The organism is Peribacillus aracenensis (assembly GCF_025175645.1).
GTDB classification, from domain to species: domain Bacteria; phylum Bacillota; class Bacilli; order Bacillales; family DSM-1321; genus Peribacillus; species Peribacillus aracenensis.
The window spans coordinates 23,690-44,151 of the sequence record NZ_JANZMJ010000030.1; the positions used below are offsets into that span (position 1 = coordinate 23,690).

A 20,462-nucleotide genomic window follows, 5' to 3' on the forward strand; every position below is an offset into this window, starting at 1 on the left:
TTACTTACCTGCGTAAACGTAATTTGAGAGCGTGTCTTCATTTGCAAATGGAGCATTTTCCGCATAATCCGTCGCTTCGTTCACAACTTCCATTATTTCCTCGTTCATTTGTTTCTCTATTTGATCATCCATGATTCCAGCTTCTTTTAAATAGGCACCGAAAGTGATGATCGAATCTATTTTTTTGGCCTCCGACACTTCATCAGGCGACCTGTATTGACTATCATCATCATCGCTTGAGTGTGGCGTTAGCCTGTATGATACCGTTTCGATTAAGCTTGGTCCTTCACCACGCCTGCCTCTCTCGGCCGCTTCTTTCACCACCCGGTATACTTCGATCGGGTCATTTCCATCGACTGTCACCCCTGGCATGCCATAACCGATGGCCCGGTCTGACACTTTCCCGCAAGCCAATTGCTTTTCAATCGGTACGGAAATGGCATACTGATTATTCTCGCACATCAAGATAACCGGAAGTTTATGTACACCTGCGAAATTCGCTCCTTCATGGAAATCGCCTTGGTTAGATGAACCCTCTCCGAATGTAACGAATGAAACAATATCTTTTCCTTCCATTTTTCCAGCGAGAGCAATCCCCACTGCATGTGGCACTTGGGTGGTAACTGGCGAAGATCCCGTCACGATGCGATTCTTTTTTTGCCCAAAATGCCCAGGCATTTGACGCCCGCCCGAATTTGGATCTTCTGCTTTTGCAAAACTGGATAACATTAAATCCCTTGCGGTCATCCCAAACGCAAGAACCACACCGAGATCCCGGTAATAAGGAAGGACATAATCCTTTTCACGGTTCAATGCAAATGCAGCTCCCACTTGAGCTGCTTCCTGCCCTTGACAAGAAACGACAAAAGGAATTTTTCCAGATCTGTTCAACAGCCACATCCTTTCATCTATTCGTCTTGCCAATAACATTATCCTATACATCTCAAGCACCTGCTCATCACTTAGACCTGCCTGTAGATGACGGTTTTCAACCATATATCATCATCCCTCCTAAAAATCAAAACATTTTTCTTTTAATACAAACTTAAATCCGGTTATTTATCTAAGGAAGAAAAATCTCATTTATGTATGCATGCTTGCCATATAATACCCTCAAATGCGTTATCATCTAGTATTATTACCTGGTACTAACTCAATGCAATATTATCCTACCACTTTTTATCTCAAATTTCCAACTAATTTCACTCTGTTAAAAGGACATTTTGATGTCTTTTGAATCAAGTACATGAATAAGCGGGTGTTTTCACGCGAAAACACTGATGAATCGCCAAGACCACTCAGATTTTTACTGGGGTTTAATGTACGACCAAAGTCTAGGTAAACACCGAAATTATTTGATCGTCTTTTTTGTTGACTGAGCGGAAAAATAGTTGTAAATTAAAATGATTCATAAAATTAAATGTTCAAAATGGAACAGTTCAAAACAGAAAGAATGGTGATGTTGAGTGGAGAATGAAAAACAAATGCGTTCCGTACAACTATTGCGTTCATTTTGGAACGTGCAGAAAAATATTATGCGGTTCGTTCAAAAGACAGCCGCAGAAAATGGATTAACAGTTCCTCAATATTCCATTTTGATGACCATTACCCTTTACAAAGAGACCACTCAAAAAAATGTCGGGGAGAAAACATTTCTTCCAAAAAGCACCTTGAGCCAAGCGGTCGATGGTCTCGTACGGTCAGGCATGCTCCATCGTGAGCATGTGGAGGGCAACCGGCGTGAGATTCAGTTGTCAATCACCGATCAGGGGAAAAATTTATTAAAAACGATTCATTTTCACGAAGGAAGCATTCACCAAGTCTTTCAAACGGCCATTGAGATGCTTTCCGAAAAACAGTTTGAAGAGCTGCTAGAAACGAATCTTCAAATTTCAAACTTTTTAGAAGCACAAGCTACCGAACAGGGAGAGTGTTCAAAATGATGAAAATACTGAAACATTTATCCGTTTATAAGTGGATTATTTCAGCAGTTATCGGTCTGGTTTTTATTCAATCCATGTCGGACCTTTTTTTGCCTACACTAATGGCTGATATTATTGACAAAGGCGTCGTCCGAGGAGACACTCCCTACATTTGGAAAATCGGTGGTTTGATGCTGTTGGTTTCCGCACTTGGCGCTTGTGCATCCATAATCGCAAGTTACTATTCGTCCAAAGCGGCAATGGGAATGGGACGCGATCTCCGCCTGAGAGTCTTTGATCATGTTGAAAAATTTTCGTTACAAGAATTTGATGAAGTCGGTACGGCGTCATTGATCACACGGACGACCAATGATATAACGCAAGTCCAGCAAGTGGTTATCATGATGCTTCGTATGGTTATCAGTGCACCTATCATGTTAATCGGCGGAGTGATCATGGCTGTATCCATGGATGCAAAATTATCGCTTGTCATTGTTGTCACAATGCCTTTATTGATTGGCTCGATTTTGCTTATTCTATATAAAGGTGTACCGCTCTTTCAAACAGTGCAAAAACGATTAGACCGGTTGAACCTTGTATTACGAGAAAATTTAACTGGCATTCGCGTCATTCGAGCCTTCAATCGTGAAACACAAGAGAAAGAACGCCTAAAGAAAGCGAATAAAGAATTGACGGATGTCTCGATCAAAGTCAATAAAATCATGGCCTTCATGATGCCTGTAATGATGCTTGTAATGAACTTGACGGTTGTTGGCATCATTTGGTTTGGTGGAGTTCGTATTGATAACGGCGATATGCAGATCGGGGACTTAATGGCATTTATCCAATATGTTATGCAAATTATGTTCGCTCTCGTTATGGCATCCATGATGTTCGTTATGATTCCACGAGCGGCCGTGTCGGCAACAAGGATAAACGAAGTCCTTGACATGAAACCTTCATTCCTGGATGAGGGGACAGAAAAGGCAGATCGTGAACACGGTACAATTGAATTTGATCATGTGACGTTCAGTTACCCAGGAGCAGAAGAACCTGCATTATCGGATATTAGTTTTTCTGCAAGTCCTGGTGAAATCACCGCAATAATCGGCGGAACAGGCTCAGGGAAAACAACGCTCGTCAATTTGATCCCTCGCTTCTATGATATTTCAAGTGGAACGATTCGCGTCAATGGTGTTGATATTCGTCAGTCATCACAAGAAGAAGTTCGTTCAAAAATTAGCTTTGTACCACAAAAGGCCGTCCTCTTTACAGGTACGATTGCTGAAAACATTCGCTTTGGAAAACAAACAGCCACACAAGAAGAAGTTGAGCATGCTGCTCGGATCGCGCAAGCGGAAGATTTTATCAGCAACATGAAAGACGGCTATCAGGCAGAAATCGAACAAGGCGGTTCAAACCTATCAGGCGGGCAAAAACAGCGGCTTTCGATTGCGCGGGCACTCATTCGGAAACCCGATATTTATATATTCGATGATAGTTTTTCTGCACTTGACTTCAAGACGGATGCCAACCTTCGCGCAGCCTTGAAAGATGAAACGAAAAATTCGACGGTACTACTCGTTGCCCAGCGTGTCAGTACGGTGGTTGACGCTGATCGAATCATTGTGTTAGACGAAGGACACATTGTAGGTATGGGAACACACCAAGAGTTGCTAAGTACAAACGACATATACCGTGAAATCGCCTTATCACAGCTCACGGAGGAGGAAATTGCATGAGTAATCAAAAAAAACCTCAAAGAGGCGGTCATGTTGGGCATGGTCCTGGTGGCGGTAACATGATGATGATGGGTCAAAAAGCAAAAGATTTTAAAGGAACACTTAGACGTCTTTTGACCTATTTAAAACCTCGGCGCAACAAATTGATTGCCGTGTTCTTTGCTGCAATCATGAGTACGATTTTTATGATTGTCGGACCAAAAATCATGGGAACGGCAATTACGGAATTATTCGAAGGAGCATACGGGAAATTCCAAGGAGTACCAGGAGCAGCCATTAACTTTGATAAAATTGGCCATATCCTCCTACTCCTTGCTGGACTGTATGTCTTAAGCAGCCTTTTCAACTATGTACAACAATACATTATGTCAAGTGTTGCACAAGATACGGTATATGATCTTCGAGAAGATGTTAACGAAAAACTCGAGAAACTTCCACTCAAATATTTTGAAGGACGTCCAAACGGAGAAACACTTAGCCGAATGACAAATGATATTGATACAATCGGGAGCACTCTTCAGCAAAGCTTAACGCAGTTCATCACATCAATCGTAACGATTTTGGGGATTATCATCATGATGCTTTCAATTAGCCCGTTATTGACATTAATCTCGATAGTCAGCTTACCTTTATCAATATTTGCAATCCGGCCTATTTTAAAAAAATCCCAAAAGCACTTTGCCGATCAACAACGTAAACTCGGACAATTAAATGGGCACATTGAAGAGATGTATACCGGCCATCAAGTCGTTAAAGCCTTCGGACATGAAAAAAAGGCGAGTGCCCAGTTTACTGCGGTTAATGAAGAATTGTATAAAGCGGCAAGCAGAGCACAGTTTATATCTGGTATCATCATGCCCCTAATGTTCTTTATCGGAAATTTGAGCTATGTCCTCATCAGTGTTGTCGGAGGAATATTGGTAACGCAACGTTCGATTTCAATTGGTGATATTCAAGCATTCATCACTTATTCAAAGCAATTCACCCAGCCAATCACACAAACGGCTAACATCGCAAACATTATTCAGTCAACGGTTGCAGCAGCTGAGCGTGTTTTTGAACTACTTGATGAAGAAGAGGAAATGAAAGAACAAACCACAGCTCACATAAAAAGGGCAAACGGTGCTGTCTCTTTCGAACATGTGGACTTTGGATATGGGGAAGAAATGTTAATTGAAGATATGAACATCGATGTCTTGTCTGGACAGACGGTCGCAATTGTCGGACCGACTGGTGCTGGAAAAACGACCATGATAAATCTCTTGATGAGATTTTACGAACTCAATGGCGGAAAGATTACTATCGATGGTCTTGATACACGGAGTATGTCCCGTAGTGATCTTCGAAAGAGCTTTGGTATGGTTCTTCAAGATACTTGGCTCTTTAATGGCACGATTAAAGAAAATATCGCTTATGGCAAAAATGGAGCAACTGATGAAGAAATTTTCGCAGCTGCTCGTACGGCACATGCCGACCATTTCATTCGGACACTGCCAGATGGTTATGAGACAGTCTTAAACGAAGAAGCTTCGAACATCTCACAAGGCCAAAAGCAGCTTTTGACAATCGCCCGAGCTGTTCTAGCAGATCCACCAATCATGATATTGGATGAAGCGACGTCTAGTGTGGACACGCGGACCGAAGTCTTTATCCAAAAAGCCATGAACCGACTGATGGAAGGAAGAACGAGCTTTGTCATTGCCCATCGTCTCTCAACGATTAAGGATGCAGATTTGATTCTTGTTATGGATCAAGGAAAAGTGATAGAGAAGGGAACCCATTCTGACCTTTTAAGGGTGAATGGTTTCTACGCAGATCTTTACAATAGTCAGTTTACTGAAAATGCAGCTGGATAATAAGAACGAGGCTCAATTACCAATCGGAATTGAGCCTCTCTTTATAAATCTATCAACAACCTTTCCGTTGATGCTAACCAATTAGACATCCATGAGTCAGGGATAACTTATAAGCTGCATCAATATCCCCTTTTATTACCCTTTTTCACAAATTCCCAATCTACCTCAATATTTTTTCTGACCCTTTGAAGATGATGCAACATCGTTTCCGTTTCCTCCAAAGAAAATCCAGATAATGCAATCTTGTCGGTATACTCTCCTTCTTTTTTCAAAAAGGGATAGACCTTTTCACCTTTATCAGTAGCATATAGCTTTTTAATTTTTTTGTTGCCCTCATCATTTTTCTTTTCAATAAAACCTTGAATTTCAAGCTTTTTAATGGCACGAGCCGCTGTCGTTCGGTCAACCTTTATCATTTCTGCTAACTTTTCCTGAATGATTCCTGGATTTTCACATATTCGGACAAGATACAAATATTGCCCTTTTGTAAGGTCAAATTCTTTAAATTCAATATTACTTATAGAGTCCAATGCCCTTGCTATCATTCCAATTTCACGGAGTATTTCTTTCATTCAAAGTGCCCCTAACTTTTTTGTTGTATTTACAACAAAAATAATTTCGTTTATACTAAAAAAGGATATACATTTATTATGACTTGTCTTATTACATAAATCTAGAAAAGGAATGAAGAACATTGGAATCAAAAAGAATTACTACAGAAAATGATTTAAAAATAGCCTTTCAGATCAGAAAAGAAGTATTTGTTGAGGAACAGGGTTTCCAATTAGAAACTGAATTTGATGAATTTGATGCACTTCATGCTTCTTCTGAACACATATTAGTTTATTATAATGAAAAACCAGTCGGAACTGGGAGGTTGAGAGTTGTTGATGGTTTAGGTAAATTGGAGAGGATTTGCATCTTGGAGCCTTACCGAAAATTTGGCCTTGGAAAAATAATAATTAAAACGTTAGAAGAGATTGCAAAGGAAAAGGAACTATCCAAGGTTAAATTACATGGACAAACACAGGCAGAGGGTTTTTATAAAAAACTCGGCTATCAGACTTCATCCGATGTCTTTATGGAAGATGGCGGTCCACATCTTTTAATGATAAAAGAATTAATGAATGAATAAGTGTATTAAATGTGAGTAAACAAACATTACCCTGTATTTGATGGGATCATACTATTAATCTTAGGTTGTTCTTTACCGATACAATCAGACCTTGGAACATCATCACCATTTGATGCTCTTTTGGTCGATTTTTCCCACACGATACTTTTAAATTCGCTTTTTAAAAAGGAAAAAACCAGAATTTATGGGTCTACTACCTGCTTTACTAACAGGTCTTGGTATTGTTTTACAAAAGTTAAACATTCTTTTGACTCTTCCTGCAAGGATCAGATTTATATTCAGCAGCAAAAGTTCTGCGACTTTCACAGTCATTGGGGCAGTGATATTTTTCATTTTGGCGAGGACTATTTTTTAACACTCCAACATTGGTCAATAGGAATAAGCACGAACAAGCCCTTAATAACCTGAAATGTTATTAAGGGCTTGAAATTTATTACACAACGGGTGCTGTTTCATGAACAAGCGGGTGAAGTGCCTGAGTTTCATCCATGTAAATAAAAGCATCATATCTTTCTGACATTACAGAAGGTACATAGTTTCCATATTGTTCATATTCCGGTCTGTATACAACTCCAATCGCCCGATGTCCAATCCTATCTTGGAATAGCTGCCGATTTTCATCGGTGAAAATGAGCAACTTATCATAAGCCCCCGAAAGGTGCATAGCCTCCTCCCAACTTCCATTCAATGCAGGGGGTACTGTTTTTATTTCAAGATCCACACCCCACTCATCTGCTGCAATGACAGTTCCCGTATAGGTTCCGAAACCTGTGATAAATACATCTTCAGCTGGGTTTTGTTCACGAATGACCTGCCCTACGTTAATCATCCCGGAATCTCTCATATCAGTAGCGCTGGCATCGCCAACATGGGTATTATGTTCCCATACAATCGCCTTGCCTTTTGAACCGTAAAAATCCATTATTTCATTTAGCGCATCCACCATATGCATATCTCGGATATTCCATGATTTATCATCATGAACAACCATTGTCCTGTAATAATTTTCTGCATTATACGTTACTAATGCATTCACTTGAAGGTTCAAATTCAATTCTTCATGATTTGGGTATTTTTCTTTTTTCCGTTGAATAGTTGTCAATAATTTAGCTACTTCCTCTATACAGTCTTCTGAAAAAATGCCTGCGGAAACTGCGTACTCTTCATTATTCCGATTGAATGGTTCAAAACATGTGAACGCCCGTCTTGCAGCCTCGAGGTCAGGTGAATCAATTTGTTTTAAGTAATGGATAACTTCATCCATAGATTCCCAAAGACTGTAAATATCTATCCCATAAAATCCAACTTTCGTTTGATTTTGTCCAGACTCATTGTATTCTTTCATCCATTCAATCAGGTCGATCATTTCCTCGTTTGCCCACATCCAGGTCGGCCAGCGGTCAAAAATCTTAAGCACATCCCTCGCCGAATTAAATACTTGGTCATAGCCTTTAACATACCTATTGATTGCCTGGCATGCGGGCCAATCGCCTTCAACGGCTACAAAGGTGAACCCTTTTTCTTGAATCAGTTTTTTTGTTATTTCAACTCTGGCCGTGTAAAACTCGGATGTTCCATGCGATGCCTCACCTAGCAATACAAATTTTGAATTTTTAACTTGTTGAACGAGCTTATCCCAATCTGCTTCACTTTTAAGCATGACTGATTGTTCGATTATTGACTGAACCAGATTATGATGCACTGTTTTTCCCCCTTGTCCTCGACCATTAGCGTTTGTACTCAGCATTGTAAGAATTTGAACCTGCGTGTACGGACAGTAAAGTATCAGCGTACCCCACTAGACGATTTATAAGTTCATCACAAATAGAATATACCAGCTGAAAATTTTCCACCTCAAATAGAACAGGATCATCCAGAATGACCGTCGTGTTAATGAACATATCTTTGTTTCCATATAGATTGTAGTGAACTATAGCCTTTCCAGCAGCTCCTTCAGTAACTGGATCATTAAAGCCGGGAATGAAAACAAACCATTCTTCAGCAGTAGCTGATCTGAAGTTTTTTGTGAAAGACATTCGCTCGGTTACCTTCATGATTTTTTTTTGCTCTTCAGGATTAATATCCTTGACCTTGTTCATTCCATTGCCACCTTAACACCATGTTAATAACCTTCCGTTATATATTTTCCTTAAAGTACCCATCCTATAAATAATTATTATGAAATAGTCGAACACGGACACTGAAAAAAAGGGTCATTATATACATGAAGCTTGACCTTTAATAACAGCCGGTAATCATGGGACTGCTGCATATAAAAATTATTATTGGGGTATCAAAAGAGGGAAGATAATATCCTGGATTGGGTTGGACTGGTCTGGAGTGGAGGAGTTGCTCATGGAAAAGATGAATCGGGGAATTTTAACGGCGCTGTCAGCAATCGGGATTGCGCAAGGGCTGAAAATTTTTACGCATTATAAGCTGACGGGAAAGTGGGACTTGAAGCAGGCTTTCACAACAGGTGGAATGCCTAGTTCGCACTCCGCCGGCGTGGCCGCACTGGCATCATATGTGGCAGCGAATAAAGGCTGGCTGCATACGGAAACAGCACTTGCCACAGTGTTTGGCGTGATTGTGATGTATGATGCTCAAGGGATTAGGCGCCATACAGGGGAAATTGCCAAGCTTGTGAATGATCTTGAAGATAATATGGCGAAATTTTCGGGAGAGTTTCCGAGCTTTGAGTATGTGGAGCGTGAGAAAGAACTGAATGAACTGCTCGGACATCAGCCTGTGGAAGTTGGAGCAGGTGCGTTGCTTGGAGTGGTACTTGGGCTTATTTCGGCTAAATTGGAGGATGGCAAGCCCTCTAGAATCAAAGGCTGATTACGTCGTGCATGCTTTGATATTCCAGATCTTGAAGTAAGGTATGTAAGGAACAAGGTAAAGAAGATCAACATATATATAGATATTTTCAACATGAAAATATCTAAAAAAACATCTCAGTAAGGTGTTTATCTTATACATCCAGAAAAAATTACAATCAAAATATGTCTATGTTATTAACATAGACAAGACTAATAATTTATTCTGTTTACCATATAGAAGTTTCAACTTAGTTGTCTTAAGATGACCCGTTTATTCGTATCTCCTCATAGGTGTACTATTGATATTTATTAAAGTGACACTGTTTCTTCGACTAAGATTAACTTTAGTTGAAGAAACAGCATTAAAGGATCTCCACATTGAAGATCCTTTTTTCATTAACGATAAAATCGATCTCTTAAGTAAGCTTGCAAAGTTTTTTCGCCAAACCACTTCCGTTCTGCGATTATTGTTTCACTAACACACCTTTGATTCTATAAGAAAATAAAAAAACAGCGCGATTTTTTTGTTTTACTTACATTTAAAAAGGGGTGTAAAAATCAATCCGTATCTTTTACTTTTTTTGTTTCATTTAGGTCTTGTAGCTCTTATTTTTCCACTTTCACCTAGCTCACGAGAAAACTCTTCATCAACACGATCCGGTTCTATTTTTAAGTTTTCGGGAGTTTGAGGTAACGCCTTTTTGCTGCTAGATGGTTTATGATTGTTTGATCTTCCCATTATATTGCCTCCTAACGAATTTTAATCTTTATTAGTATGGCTAAGAACCACATTTATATATCTTTAGATTTGCTCATGAACGAACATTTTTATCTTAAGAACAGTTTTTTGGAACAGCTCCTTCTTATACCACTTAACGCACCTGAGTGTTGAATAAGAAATCCTTTTCTTTGATGCAGATTGTCTTCAAACTACACTACCTCTACTTCACATCATTTTAAAGATTCAGGCAAGATTTACAAAATAACTACAGTCTATTCGTCACAAAAGTTCATTTATTTGTTTCGTAAGCTCTTTAAATTTCTTGTCAAGTTCTGTGTACGCTTCATCTTTGGTTTCCTTTTTTACTTGTTCCAGAAAATCAAAAAATAAGAGGACAATCAGATGATATAACGTCTGATACCATTTATAAATTTTCTTATTTTTTTTCCCCTCCTATAACGCTTCTTGTACCTCTATTTCCATCTCCAATAAGGCGTAACTCAAACTTTTCCCATGCGTATCCATACCGAGTGAAGTTGTAACTCCGCCAAGCAAAGCTTGATGGCAAACGAACTGAAGTGCAGCGATATTTGGAACCTCATATCGAAAAATTTCACCATCAACAATGTCCTTAAAATGTTGTTTTACTCTCTTTATTGTTACTTCTTTGCATAAAAGGGAATAGTCTTTTTCATGATATGGAATAAGCGAAAGCATTAAAATATTCCCTTTATCACCGGCGCGACTGTGGGCAAGCTCATATAGTTTTCTCTTCATGCAGTACACTCTCCTTTATTACAACATTCACTTCAATTTCTTCACGAGGAAGTAGAGAAGAAACAATTCCTAAAACTTCGTGTGTATACTTTCTTGCCCCTCCTCCACCAGCTGGCCCGTTTGTGTAAAGTGATTCAACCTCTTCACCAATTTTAGCGGCTTCGCTTAGACTTTGTGCTTTAGCTGCGACCCTTAGTCGGACTTCGTATGGTTCATTCCATTGTCCAAACGTATTCCGGTGTGTGGATGAAACACCGATATAATCAATCCGCAACTCATCAAAACTCTTCTCAAGTCTCGTTCTCATAATGTCTCCAGCAAGTTGTGCCCGTCCCCATGCATTTGAACCTGCATATGAAATTTCTCCTTCTCCTATAAACCCTGCATGGTAACCGACGCTTACTTTTAACGTTTCCGGCCGTTTCCTTCCTTTCCCTCCTGTTACTTCAATTCTATCCGGACCTGCCTCTCGAAGCTTTACTGACATGAAGTCTGCAATTACATCAGGTGTAATGTATTCGTTCGGATTTGTGACTTCATATAAAAGCTGTTCTTTCGCCGTCATTAGATTGATAACTCCACCTGTATTTGAAATTTTTGTAATCAAGGCAGAACCGTCTGCTCGTACCTCCGCATACGGAAATCCTAAGTTCTCCAAGTGTGGAACATCCTTTTTTCCAGGATCTGCGTAATAGCCACCAGCAATTTGACCACCGCATTCCAAAAGGTGGCCAATAATGGTTCCTTTTGCAATCAAATCTGTCTCGTCAACCGACCAGCCGAAGTGGTGAACCATTGGCGCTAAAAATAAGGATGGATCCGCCACTCTCCCTGTCAGAATAATGTCTGCTTCTTTTTCTAACGCAGGTAAAATAGCTTCCACACCAAGATAGGCATTTGCCGATAAAATTGGGCCATATGAATGTAGAGGCTTATTTGTTTCCATAGACTGTGCATCTATATCCAGGAATGACGATACATCATCCCCTGTCACAGCCGCCACTTTGATAGAAAGACCTAGTCGTTGGGCAATTTCAATTACTTTTTCAGCACCACTGACCGGGTTGGCTGCTCCCATATTTGTAATTAACCGCACACCCTTTTGAATGAGTGTTGGAAGTAAAAGCTCCATACGCTTTTCAAGCAGCGGATCATAGCCTAATGAAGAATTCTCTTTTTTTCGCTTGTGCGCCAGCGCGATTGTCCGTTCAGCCAAACATTCCAACACTAGATAATCCAATTTCCCTTTTTCTGCAAGGAGTAGTGCGGGTTCCAAGCGATCACCTGAAAATCCTGCACCTGAACCGATTCTAATCAACATAATCACCTCAAATAATAGTAATAGCTCCTGTAAGCAGGGCTACGATAGTCATGATAATTGTTGTTCCAAATGCCCATTTAAAAATAAAACGCTGATGATCCCCTAAATCAACGCCTGTCATTCCTATAAGAATAAACGTAGAGGCTGTTAATGGACTTAATGGGAAGCCGGTTGTCATTTGCCCCAGTATAGCTGCCCGGCCAACTTCAATGGGATCAATTCCAAAAGTAGAAGCGGTTTGACTAATGATAGGTAAAACTCCAAAATAGTAAGCATCCGGTGTAAAAACTAAACTTAGAGGCATGCTTGTAATAGCTGTCAAAATAGGTAAGTAGCCCGCCATCGCTTCAGGAATAACCGACACCATTGAAAGAGCCATAGCATCAATCATTTTTGTTCCGGTCAAAATACCGGTAAAAATCCCCGCCGCAAAAATCATGGTCGAAACCATAACAACGTTGTTTGCATGACTTGTGATCCGTCCATCTGTTGTTTTTGGTTTGGGTAATTCACCAATAAAGCAATTGCAAAAGCAATAATAAATAAAGTAGGAAGTGGAAGCCATACTTTGATTAAAGCGATGAGAAGAATCAGTGTCAAAATAAGATTGAACCAAAAAAGTTGGGGGCGCTTAAATTCTAACGTCGTTGCCGCTAATTCTTGAAAAGCTATGTTGTCCTTTTCCCCCATATCTATAATCCCTATTCTTTCCCTTTCTCTTTTTCCAAGTAAATAGGATGAAAACAACACCCATAGAATACCTGCAACCATAGCAGGTAAAATAGGATTAAATAGTTGAGCAGAAGTGACATTCAAAGTTGCCATCGCCCTTGCAGTTGGACCGCCCCAAGGTGCAAGATTCATGACACCTGCGCCCAAAGCCACTACACCTGCTAAAATGAGAGGGTTCATCTTCAATCTCTTATAAAGAGGAAGTAGGGCGGAAATAGTAATCATAAAAGTAGAAGCACCATCCCCATCCAAGGATACAAGCAATGTGATAACAGCCGTGCCCACCACCACTTTTAAGGGATCTCCTTTCACGATAAGAAGCATCTTAGATACGATTGGATCAAACAAACCCGTGTCCATCATCAGTCCAAAATATAAAACAGCAAAAGCCACCATAATTCCCGTAGGAGCAACCTTTACGATACCAGCTAACATCATTTCTCCTATCCCCAAGCCAAATCCGCCAATCAAAGAGAAAACGATTGGCACCAACACCAGAGCAATTAAGACTGATAAACGTTTTGTCATAATGAGGTAAAGGAAAACCCCTATTGTCAAGAAACCTAAAATAGCTAACATCTAATCCCTCCCAATGAGTCGTAAATTGAATGTTTACTGACATAGCTCAGATGAAATTTTTTTCCCCACGAGGCATATTTACCAAGGATTTCATTGCCCTTTCTATAAGAATTTTGCTGTGTACTATACTTTTGCAAGAACCATGCCTAAACAAAGAATGTAATATTTAAATTATTATTGCAGTTTGATTTTCTTAGGTGTTTGTTCACTCTAATGCTGATTTATCAGTTATTTAAGTACTCATTTAAAAATTTTAAAAACAAAAAAAAGAAAGCACTTTGTTGCTAGCGCTTTCATTTATAGTGGATTCAAATTCTAATTTTTTAGAAAATATCACGAAGATTCTCAAATAAATTACTTTATCCCCTAATTCTATAGCCTTGGTTGATTTCTAATTTTTTAGAAATCAATGGATATTATTCTAATTCTTTAGAAATCACTTTAAATAATACGGTATTTTTTTATTTTATTATATAAGGTGGCCAAGGACACCCCTAGAGAATTTGCGGTTTTTTTTCTTCCTTCCATATCATTTCCAAACTGCCCCAAAATTTCTTGGATGAATTTTGATTCTGCTTCTTCCGTTATATCCTTTAGTGTTTGACCGTTTGGTTTTAGAGTAGAATCTAAGCGATTCAATTCGAGCTTCATCAATACATCAGGTAGGTGTTGGATCTTTATCTCCATACCTTCTGCCATACAAGTTGCATAGTCAATCACATTTCTCAATTCCCGAACATTGCCAGGCCATTCATATGACCGTAAAAATTTTAAAGCTTGTTCGTCAATAGTGTACATAGAACCCTCCTTAGCTGATGGAGTTAATGACGAACGAAGGAATGAATGAACCAGTTCAGGGATATCCTCTCTTCGTTCTCGAAGAGGTGCTATCTTTAAGCCTATCACATTAAGTCTATAAAACAAATCTCCGCGAAAATGATTTTTATTTACAAGCTGTTTTAGATCACGGTGTGTAGCGGCAATAATCCTGACATCAATATTTCGCTCTTCTGTTTCTCCTACTCTTCTGATCTTACTTTCTTGTAACACCCTGAGTAACTTAGCCTGAAGATCATATGACATATCACCAATTTCATCCAAAAAAAGCGTGCCCTGGTCTGCCATTTCAAATAAGCCGATTTTACCGCCTTTTTTTGCATTGGTAAAAGCCCCATCTCCATAACCGAATAACTCACTTTCTAATAAAGAAGGTGGAATAGACGCACAATTAACTGGAATAAAAGGCTTATTACCACGATGGCTTTTATGATGAATTGCCTGTGCGAATAACTCTTTTCCTGTCCCGCTCTCGCCGATAATTAAAATTGGAAAGTTGGAATCGGAAACCCGTTTTGCCACATACACAACGTCCTTCAACCCGCCATCTTTTCCAATGATGTCATCAAAAGTGTATTTTACTTGATAAAGCGAATTCATCTGCTTTTTAAGCTGCCGGACTTTCTCATTTTGTTTTTGAAGTTCAATTGACAATTTATGAACTTCAGTTAAACTTTTGCAGACGGACACAGCGCCAACAACCTGTTCATTGAGAATAATTGGAGCCATATCGACCACATATTCTCGGTCTTTTGTCTTTCGGTAGACTCCAACACGACACCGACAATCTTTTAGTGTTTTTGTAAGTTGCGCTCCGGGCCGATATTTTACCAGTGGCTTCCCTATGATTTCAGCAGTAACACCAGTAATACGTGTATATTCAGGATTGATCATCCTTACATACCCATTATGATCAATCACTAAAACACCATCATTGATTGATTCTATAATTGCTTTCCACCAGCCGATGCTATTTTCACTAATTGAAGCATTGTTTTTATTATTTGATTGCTCTTTCAAGGAATTAACTCCTTTCACCCTTATAGTCCATATTTCAGCTTTTTTCACCTGGATCATTTCTTTAATTTTATCTCTAAACTGCCCTTTCGTGGTAATTTCCTTTGTGGTTGTTATGTGTCGCTTGGCAAATCTGGAGAGGTTAGTCGCTGCAACGACGTTGTGCGTCTACTTATCATTGTGTGCAACCTTATTGACTGCCTATGTTTACGAATCGTTTTATCTTAGTGTACGAGTATGCATAAATAGGCATTTAAGGATTTGACTTGGAGCGCCTGGGGGGACGATTGTCTTGAAAGACTGAAGAAGCTGTTATTTCATGAAACAGCCAATCCTATCATAAAATCCAATCAATGTGTATGTTGATTATTATAGATTTACTTTAAATATTGTCTCAACTAAATCAGCCATTTTTCTACCCTAAAACTACGTTGAACCCGGTGGTAAATCCTATTATGACTAATCGGGTTTTAATAGAAAGTTTTGACTGGCGTTTTAATACGGTTCAAAATCGGCTAACTCAATGATATAGAAGCGAAAATGACCTAAGCCTCTCTGCTTCTTAGAAAGGCTTAGGTCACTTTATGTGCAAAATCAATTCTTCCGGGACATTTTCATTGCGAATGAGTACATATCCGATCGGAATAATCCTTTATAATATTCTACTAAGTTACCATCAGAATCAAAAATCATTCGTTCTGTAATCAGCAAGCACATCGTTTCGGCTATTCCTAAATGTTCTGCATCTTCTTTTGTTGGGAAGCCGCAGGTTATGATTTGTTCCGCTTCACAAAAGTCAATGTTTAGATCACCTTCGAGTGCATCATACAATACGGTTGTACTTAAATCGAATTTCGTCAATTTTTTTCCTAGGTCCAATGAATAATAATGCAATTCTATGGCTATTGGGACATCCCCCTGCAACCGCAGCCTTTTAATATGGTAAGATTCATCATCAAACCCATTTGCATCAGCTATATTTTCAGGTGTCATTACACGGCCATGATCCAGTAGTTCAATTCCCATGCTTTTAGTGGTTTCCGTAAAACTTATCATCTTAAGCCATTCTTGTACAGGTTTAAGGGAAACGAACGTTCCCTTCCCATGCCTTTTTTCCAATATCCCCTCACGAACCAGAATGGATACGGCTTCCCGTACAGTGCTTCTGCTGACAGAATACATATCCATGAGTTCCCTTTCACTCGGGATTTTATCTTTATAATAACCTTCCAAAATCTGATTTTCCAATATGGTTTTCAATTGGGCATGTAAAGGGATTGGATTTTTAAAGTCTAACTCCATAAAATTTCCTCCAAACAGAAAAAGACATCGTAATGTTCGTATCAGTTCTTATATTATTGTAAACCAAATAATTATAATATTCAAACATGCCGACGGTCGATTTTTCCTTAAATTAGGATTTTACTATTTTTCCACTCCTTCTTTTCCAATAAAACGTTTCTTTAGATGAAAAAAACCTGAATAGTTTTATGTATTCAGGGCTTATCCTATATGCAACCTTCATCACGTTTCAGGCATATTTAATGGGCAAAAATAGAAAAGCTTATCTATTAAACGATAAAGTACGAGATTATCGAAAGCAACAAAGAAGTAATGGTCATGGCTAAAAGAGGACGCATGGCTTTTGTCCGCAGTGCCTGCAGGCTAACATTGAGTCCAAGACCGATCATGGCCATTGTCAATATAAATGTAGTCGTTTTGGAAATACCATCCATTACTAGAGGGGACACCGTGATATACGTTCCAAACACATAACTTCCTATTAAACTCATGATTATAAAACCAACGAGGAACCATGGAAAATCAATTTTGGCATCATGGCCCTTTTTCCCGGATGAGCGTTTTTTCATCCAAAACATAAAAATGAAACATAATGGGATAAGTAAAAAGACACGGCCCAATTTTGCAAGAAGTGCAATCGCTAGCGCATCTTCACCCGCCGGTGCTCCCGCCAAAGCAACATGTGCGATTTCATGAAGACTTATCCCAGACCAAATTCCATAATCCAAAGCTGATAGCGGAAGGACCGGACGTAAAAGTGTATAAACAATGGAGAAAAGTGTTCCCATTAACGCGATTATCCCGACGCCTATGGCTGTATCTTCTTCCTTTGCTTTCACGATAGGAGATATTGCCGCGATGGCTGCTGCACCGCATATTCCGGTTCCTACAGCAAGAAGAAGGGAAATGGAGGCATCTGCCTTAAACCACTTTGCAATCAGGACCATCACGACTATTGCAAAAGTCACTGTTCCTATGTCACGTACCAACAATGGCAGACCCTGATTGAAAATCACATCGATATTTAATTTCAACCCGTATAAAATAATGGCAAAACGCAAAAGTTTTTTTGCGGAAAATTCAATTCCCGTCCGGAACTTTTCTGGATATCCCGCAATTTGACGATAAATCACGGCAATGATGATCGAGCAAGCAAGTGGACCGATTCGATTGAATCCTGCAATCTTGGACAGCCCCAAGCCTAAGAGGGCAATAAAAAAGGTGAAAGCGATACCGCTCAGCCATAAAACCACCCTGTTTTGAAGCAATTTTTGCTGCTCTTGCGGTGTTTCTTCCAGTGGCTCATATTTTTCTAATTCCATACATTCCTTCCTCCTTTCCAGATAAACTAAAGCCCAAATTACGGATCATCCCAACCTTCAATCGTTTGAAAAAAATCGGTTTCTTCTATATTGGTAGGTGAATTCCCTTTAATAAAACACTCGGATTTCTTTAAATAAGGCAAGCTTGGATTTTGATTCCCCCATAATTCAGAAACGGTCAGGGTCTGGGAACGATGGGACCTTAAGGCACGGATTTTTTTCTGTAAAGTCCCTGCTATATTCACTCTTGTGATACTTCTCAACCCGTTTTCCTTTATCCATTCATCATAAAAAGCATGCCAAAGGACAAAGTATAGACTATGAACCTTAAAAGCTGGTAATACTGAATCTGGATAATAATCGGGATCACCGGATTTTAGAAAAGCAAATTCGGCAGCACGGCCTATCGCACAATGATCTGGATGCCCCCCATATTTCCCGTGGAATGTTACTAGTGCATCCGGTTGAACTTCACGAATCACCTTTACAATTCTCTCAGCCAATAAATCGAAGCTTTCAAATTCAATCGTCTTATCCCTTACGTTTAAAAATCGCAGGTCACTTATCCCCAATTCTTCACAAGCTCTTTTTAACTCCTCTACCCTTAGTTCAGGCAATGCCTCCCTTGTTGTAATGATGGGATTTCCCATTCGCCTGCCCATTTCGCCTTTTGTCGCACAAAGTAATGTAATATGAACACCTCGCTCAGACATTTTGGCAATGGTGCCGCCACACAGGAATGACTCATCATCAGGATGTGCAAGAACCACCAATAACCTATGTTGTGATTGCATATTTCCTCCTACTTCGGATTTTCCAGTTTTCCCCCTGTTAAACCACCATGAAAAAATGGACATGGATGTCATAACAGTTAGACATGTCATGCCCATCTTCACTTTTCGTCTATATATAGACCCTAAAGCTCAATCATCTATTTTTATTAGCATAATTCATATAAAACGGATTTAACCGTTTCTATGACAAAGCGTAGATCTTCAACAGTCGAAGATAAAGGCGGTGCAATGATCAATACGTTTCCATATCCAGGAACTGTATCACCATTACGGCCGATGATAAGACCCTTTTCCTTGCAAGCCCCGATTATTTTACCCATGAACGCATCGGAAACAGGCGTTTTTGTCTTTTTATCTTCCACTAATTCAATGCCATATAAAAACCCTACTCCCCGAACTTCCCCTACTTTATCCAAGGCTTTCAGTTCAAAGAGCTCACTTAATGTCGATTCACTAAGCTCAGATACACGTTGAACGATTTTTTCATTTTCCAAGATTTCAATGTTCTTTAGCGCAACTGCGCAAGATGCAGGGTGCCCTCCATATGTTGACACATGCCTGAAATGATTTAAATTTCCGTTCTCTTTGAATTTCTCGTAAATCCTGGAATTCACCGCCGTTGCTCCAAGGGGAAGATAACCGCTGGTCAAACCCTTTGCCATTGTAACAATATCCGGCTGAACTCCATCAGAGTGCATGAACCCAAACATTTTTCCAGTTCTTCCAAAACCTGAAACCACTTCATCCACAATTAAAAGAACATCATGCTTCTTACAGATTTCCGAAACCCTCGTTAAGTATTCTTTGGAAGGAATAAGGACCCCGCCACCAGAGATGAATGGTTCAAGAATCACACCAGCTACCGTTTCAGCCCCTTCAAAGTTAATGACCTGATCGATATATTCAGCTGCAAGCAAATCGGAATTTTCAACGTTTTCCCCAAACGGACTCCGATAACTGTACGGCGGTGGCACATGCAGGAAACCTGGAACCGCAGGATCATATTTCACTCTCCGATTTGCCTGTGCAGTTGCGCTTAGCGCGCCAAAAGTATTGCCATGATAAGCTCTGTACCTAGAGATGAATTTGTATTTACCCTGATTGCCATTTTGGGAATGATATTGCCTGGCTATTTTAAAAGCTGTCTCATTCGCCTCAGAGCCGCTGTTCGTAAAAAACGTTGTATAGGAGCCCTTTAAATGTTCACTTATTTTTGCAGATAATTCGATTGCCGGCTTATGACTTAACGTCAAAGGGAAATAAGATAAGTTAATCATTTGTTCATAGGCTGCCTGCGCAATCTCTTTTCGCCCGTGACCCAGGTTCAAGCACCATAAACCGGAAACCCCATCTAGATATTTATCACCTTTAGTATCCGTGAACCATGAGCCGGATCCTTCTGTAGCCATCATGGGAGCATCCTTCTCATTATAGCGATGCATCGCATGCCATAAATGGTCTTTATCCATTTGAACAAGGTCTTTCGTTTCAGTTTCCATCTTCACAATTGAAACCCCCTTATTATTCATTGAACACAATTAAGTTAAGTTCCCATGCTGTTACAGACCTTTTTAGAGCGA

Annotated in this window: 17 protein-coding genes and 1 pseudogene; 5 read left to right on the plus strand and 13 right to left on the minus strand. The window is 39.6% G+C overall.

Translation table 11 applies throughout. The annotated features are described in order from the left end of the window. Nucleotides 1–996 (minus strand): thiamine pyrophosphate-dependent dehydrogenase E1 component subunit alpha, encoded by a 996-nt coding sequence (locus tag N0M92_RS22690; RefSeq protein ID WP_260287973.1) that lies wholly within the window; start codon nucleotides 994–996, stop codon nucleotides 1–3. A 470-nt stretch (nucleotides 997–1,466) separates the two neighbouring features. On the opposite strand from N0M92_RS22690, the gene N0M92_RS22695 reads away from it, so the two are divergent. The 3 genes from N0M92_RS22695 to N0M92_RS22705 are packed head-to-tail and all read left to right on the plus strand — an operon-like array spanning nucleotide 1,467 to nucleotide 5,520. Further along, complete coding sequence (locus tag N0M92_RS22695) at nucleotides 1,467–1,943, plus strand: MarR family winged helix-turn-helix transcriptional regulator (protein WP_260287974.1); 477 nt, start codon at nucleotides 1,467–1,469, stop codon at nucleotides 1,941–1,943. Beyond that, complete coding sequence (locus N0M92_RS22700) at nucleotides 1,940–3,664, plus strand: ABC transporter ATP-binding protein (protein WP_260287975.1); 1,725 nt, start codon at nucleotides 1,940–1,942, stop codon at nucleotides 3,662–3,664. Before N0M92_RS22695 ends, N0M92_RS22700 begins: the two co-directional genes overlap by 4 nt. After that, complete coding sequence (locus N0M92_RS22705; RefSeq protein ID WP_260287976.1) at nucleotides 3,661–5,520, plus strand: ABC transporter ATP-binding protein; 1,860 nt, start codon at nucleotides 3,661–3,663, stop codon at nucleotides 5,518–5,520. Before N0M92_RS22700 ends, N0M92_RS22705 begins: the two co-directional genes overlap by 4 nt. A 119-nt stretch (nucleotides 5,521–5,639) precedes the next feature. Here the strand turns inward: N0M92_RS22705 and N0M92_RS22710 are convergent, their stop codons facing one another. After that, the gene (locus tag N0M92_RS22710) at nucleotides 5,640–6,092 is read right to left on the minus strand and encodes a MarR family winged helix-turn-helix transcriptional regulator (RefSeq protein ID WP_260287977.1); all 453 of its coding nucleotides are present in this window, start codon (nucleotides 6,090–6,092) and stop codon (nucleotides 5,640–5,642) included. A 122-nt stretch (nucleotides 6,093–6,214) separates the two neighbouring features. On the opposite strand from N0M92_RS22710, the gene N0M92_RS22715 reads away from it, so the two are divergent. Further along, entirely contained in the window at nucleotides 6,215–6,655 is a 441-nt protein-coding gene (locus N0M92_RS22715; protein ID WP_260287978.1) for a GNAT family N-acetyltransferase, read from the plus strand. A 433-nt stretch (nucleotides 6,656–7,088) separates the two neighbouring features. Here the strand turns inward: N0M92_RS22715 and N0M92_RS22720 are convergent, their stop codons facing one another. Together N0M92_RS22720 and N0M92_RS22725 are read right to left on the minus strand one after the other, a co-directional pair. After that, entirely contained in the window at nucleotides 7,089–8,357 is a 1,269-nt protein-coding gene (locus tag N0M92_RS22720) for an erythromycin esterase family protein (RefSeq protein ID WP_260287980.1), read from the minus strand. Nucleotides 8,358–8,382: 25 nt separating this feature from the next. After that, nucleotides 8,383–8,754, minus strand: a complete 372-nt coding sequence (locus tag N0M92_RS22725; protein ID WP_260287981.1) for a hypothetical protein — start codon at nucleotides 8,752–8,754, stop codon at nucleotides 8,383–8,385. Nucleotides 8,755–9,010: 256 nt separating this feature from the next. On the opposite strand from N0M92_RS22725, the gene N0M92_RS22730 reads away from it, so the two are divergent. After that, nucleotides 9,011–9,499 (plus strand): divergent PAP2 family protein, encoded by a 489-nt coding sequence (locus N0M92_RS22730; protein ID WP_192204449.1) that lies wholly within the window; start codon nucleotides 9,011–9,013, stop codon nucleotides 9,497–9,499. A gap of 567 nt (nucleotides 9,500–10,066) precedes the next feature. Here the strand turns inward: N0M92_RS22730 and N0M92_RS22735 are convergent. From N0M92_RS22735 to N0M92_RS22775, 9 genes and pseudogenes are all read right to left on the minus strand, one after another. Beyond that, a complete protein-coding gene (locus N0M92_RS22735; RefSeq protein ID WP_076368975.1) occupies nucleotides 10,067–10,219 on the minus strand; it encodes a YfhD family protein in 153 nt (50 codons plus the stop codon). Nucleotides 10,220–10,654: 435 nt separating this feature from the next. Continuing rightward, nucleotides 10,655–10,978, minus strand: coding sequence for an AtuA-related protein (locus tag N0M92_RS22740; protein ID WP_260287982.1), 324 nt, complete (start codon nucleotides 10,976–10,978; stop codon nucleotides 10,655–10,657). Further along, on the minus strand, nucleotides 10,959–12,299 hold the full coding sequence (locus N0M92_RS22745) for an acyclic terpene utilization AtuA family protein (RefSeq protein ID WP_311202591.1): 1,341 nt from the start codon (nucleotides 12,297–12,299) through the stop codon (nucleotides 10,959–10,961). The genes N0M92_RS22740 and N0M92_RS22745 overlap by 20 nt, the downstream gene beginning before the upstream one ends. Nucleotides 12,300–12,306: 7 nt before the next feature. After that, a pseudogene (locus tag N0M92_RS22750) lies at nucleotides 12,307–13,610 on the minus strand (CitMHS family transporter). Between the two features lie 441 nt (nucleotides 13,611–14,051). Then, complete coding sequence (locus N0M92_RS22755) at nucleotides 14,052–15,467, minus strand: sigma-54 interaction domain-containing protein (RefSeq protein WP_260287983.1); 1,416 nt, start codon at nucleotides 15,465–15,467, stop codon at nucleotides 14,052–14,054. 591 nt (nucleotides 15,468–16,058) lie between these two features. After that, complete coding sequence (locus N0M92_RS22760) at nucleotides 16,059–16,766, minus strand: GntR family transcriptional regulator (RefSeq protein WP_192204444.1); 708 nt, start codon at nucleotides 16,764–16,766, stop codon at nucleotides 16,059–16,061. A 269-nt stretch (nucleotides 16,767–17,035) separates the two neighbouring features. Further along, a complete protein-coding gene (locus N0M92_RS22765; RefSeq protein WP_260287984.1) occupies nucleotides 17,036–18,088 on the minus strand; it encodes a YeiH family protein in 1,053 nt (350 codons plus the stop codon). 38 nt (nucleotides 18,089–18,126) lie between these two features. Further along, the gene (locus N0M92_RS22770; RefSeq protein ID WP_260287985.1) at nucleotides 18,127–18,882 is read right to left on the minus strand and encodes a PIG-L family deacetylase; all 756 of its coding nucleotides are present in this window, start codon (nucleotides 18,880–18,882) and stop codon (nucleotides 18,127–18,129) included. Nucleotides 18,883–19,028: 146 nt separating this feature from the next. Next, a complete protein-coding gene (locus N0M92_RS22775) occupies nucleotides 19,029–20,381 on the minus strand; it encodes an aminotransferase (protein ID WP_260288006.1) in 1,353 nt (450 codons plus the stop codon). Between the last annotated feature and the right edge of the window lie 81 nt (nucleotides 20,382–20,462).

What these genes read in the sequence shown, in the direction of transcription:
- N0M92_RS22690 (WP_260287973.1), bottom strand. Translation starts at nt 996, where the DNA reads ATGGTTGAAAACCGTCATCTACAGGCAGGTCTAAGTGATGAGCAGGTG.
- N0M92_RS22700 (WP_260287975.1), top strand. Translation starts at nt 1,940, where the DNA reads ATGATGAAAATACTGAAACATTTATCCGTTTATAAGTGGATTATTTCA.
- N0M92_RS22705 (WP_260287976.1), top strand. Translation starts at nt 3,661, where the DNA reads ATGAGTAATCAAAAAAAACCTCAAAGAGGCGGTCATGTTGGGCATGGT.
- N0M92_RS22710 (WP_260287977.1), bottom strand. Translation starts at nt 6,092, where the DNA reads ATGAAAGAAATACTCCGTGAAATTGGAATGATAGCAAGGGCATTGGAC.
- N0M92_RS22725 (WP_260287981.1), bottom strand. Translation starts at nt 8,754, where the DNA reads ATGAACAAGGTCAAGGATATTAATCCTGAAGAGCAAAAAAAAATCATG.
- N0M92_RS22730 (WP_192204449.1), top strand. Translation starts at nt 9,011, where the DNA reads ATGGAAAAGATGAATCGGGGAATTTTAACGGCGCTGTCAGCAATCGGG.
- N0M92_RS22735 (WP_076368975.1), bottom strand. Translation starts at nt 10,219, where the DNA reads ATGGGAAGATCAAACAATCATAAACCATCTAGCAGCAAAAAGGCGTTA.
- N0M92_RS22740 (WP_260287982.1), bottom strand. Translation starts at nt 10,978, where the DNA reads ATGAAGAGAAAACTATATGAGCTTGCCCACAGTCGCGCCGGTGATAAA.
- N0M92_RS22745 (WP_311202591.1), bottom strand. Translation starts at nt 12,299, where the DNA reads ATGTTGATTAGAATCGGTTCAGGTGCAGGATTTTCAGGTGATCGCTTG.
- N0M92_RS22760 (WP_192204444.1), bottom strand. Translation starts at nt 16,766, where the DNA reads ATGGAGTTAGACTTTAAAAATCCAATCCCTTTACATGCCCAATTGAAA.
- N0M92_RS22765 (WP_260287984.1), bottom strand. Translation starts at nt 18,088, where the DNA reads ATGGAATTAGAAAAATATGAGCCACTGGAAGAAACACCGCAAGAGCAG.
- N0M92_RS22770 (WP_260287985.1), bottom strand. Translation starts at nt 18,882, where the DNA reads ATGCAATCACAACATAGGTTATTGGTGGTTCTTGCACATCCTGATGAT.
- N0M92_RS22775 (WP_260288006.1), bottom strand. Translation starts at nt 20,381, where the DNA reads ATGGAAACTGAAACGAAAGACCTTGTTCAAATGGATAAAGACCATTTA.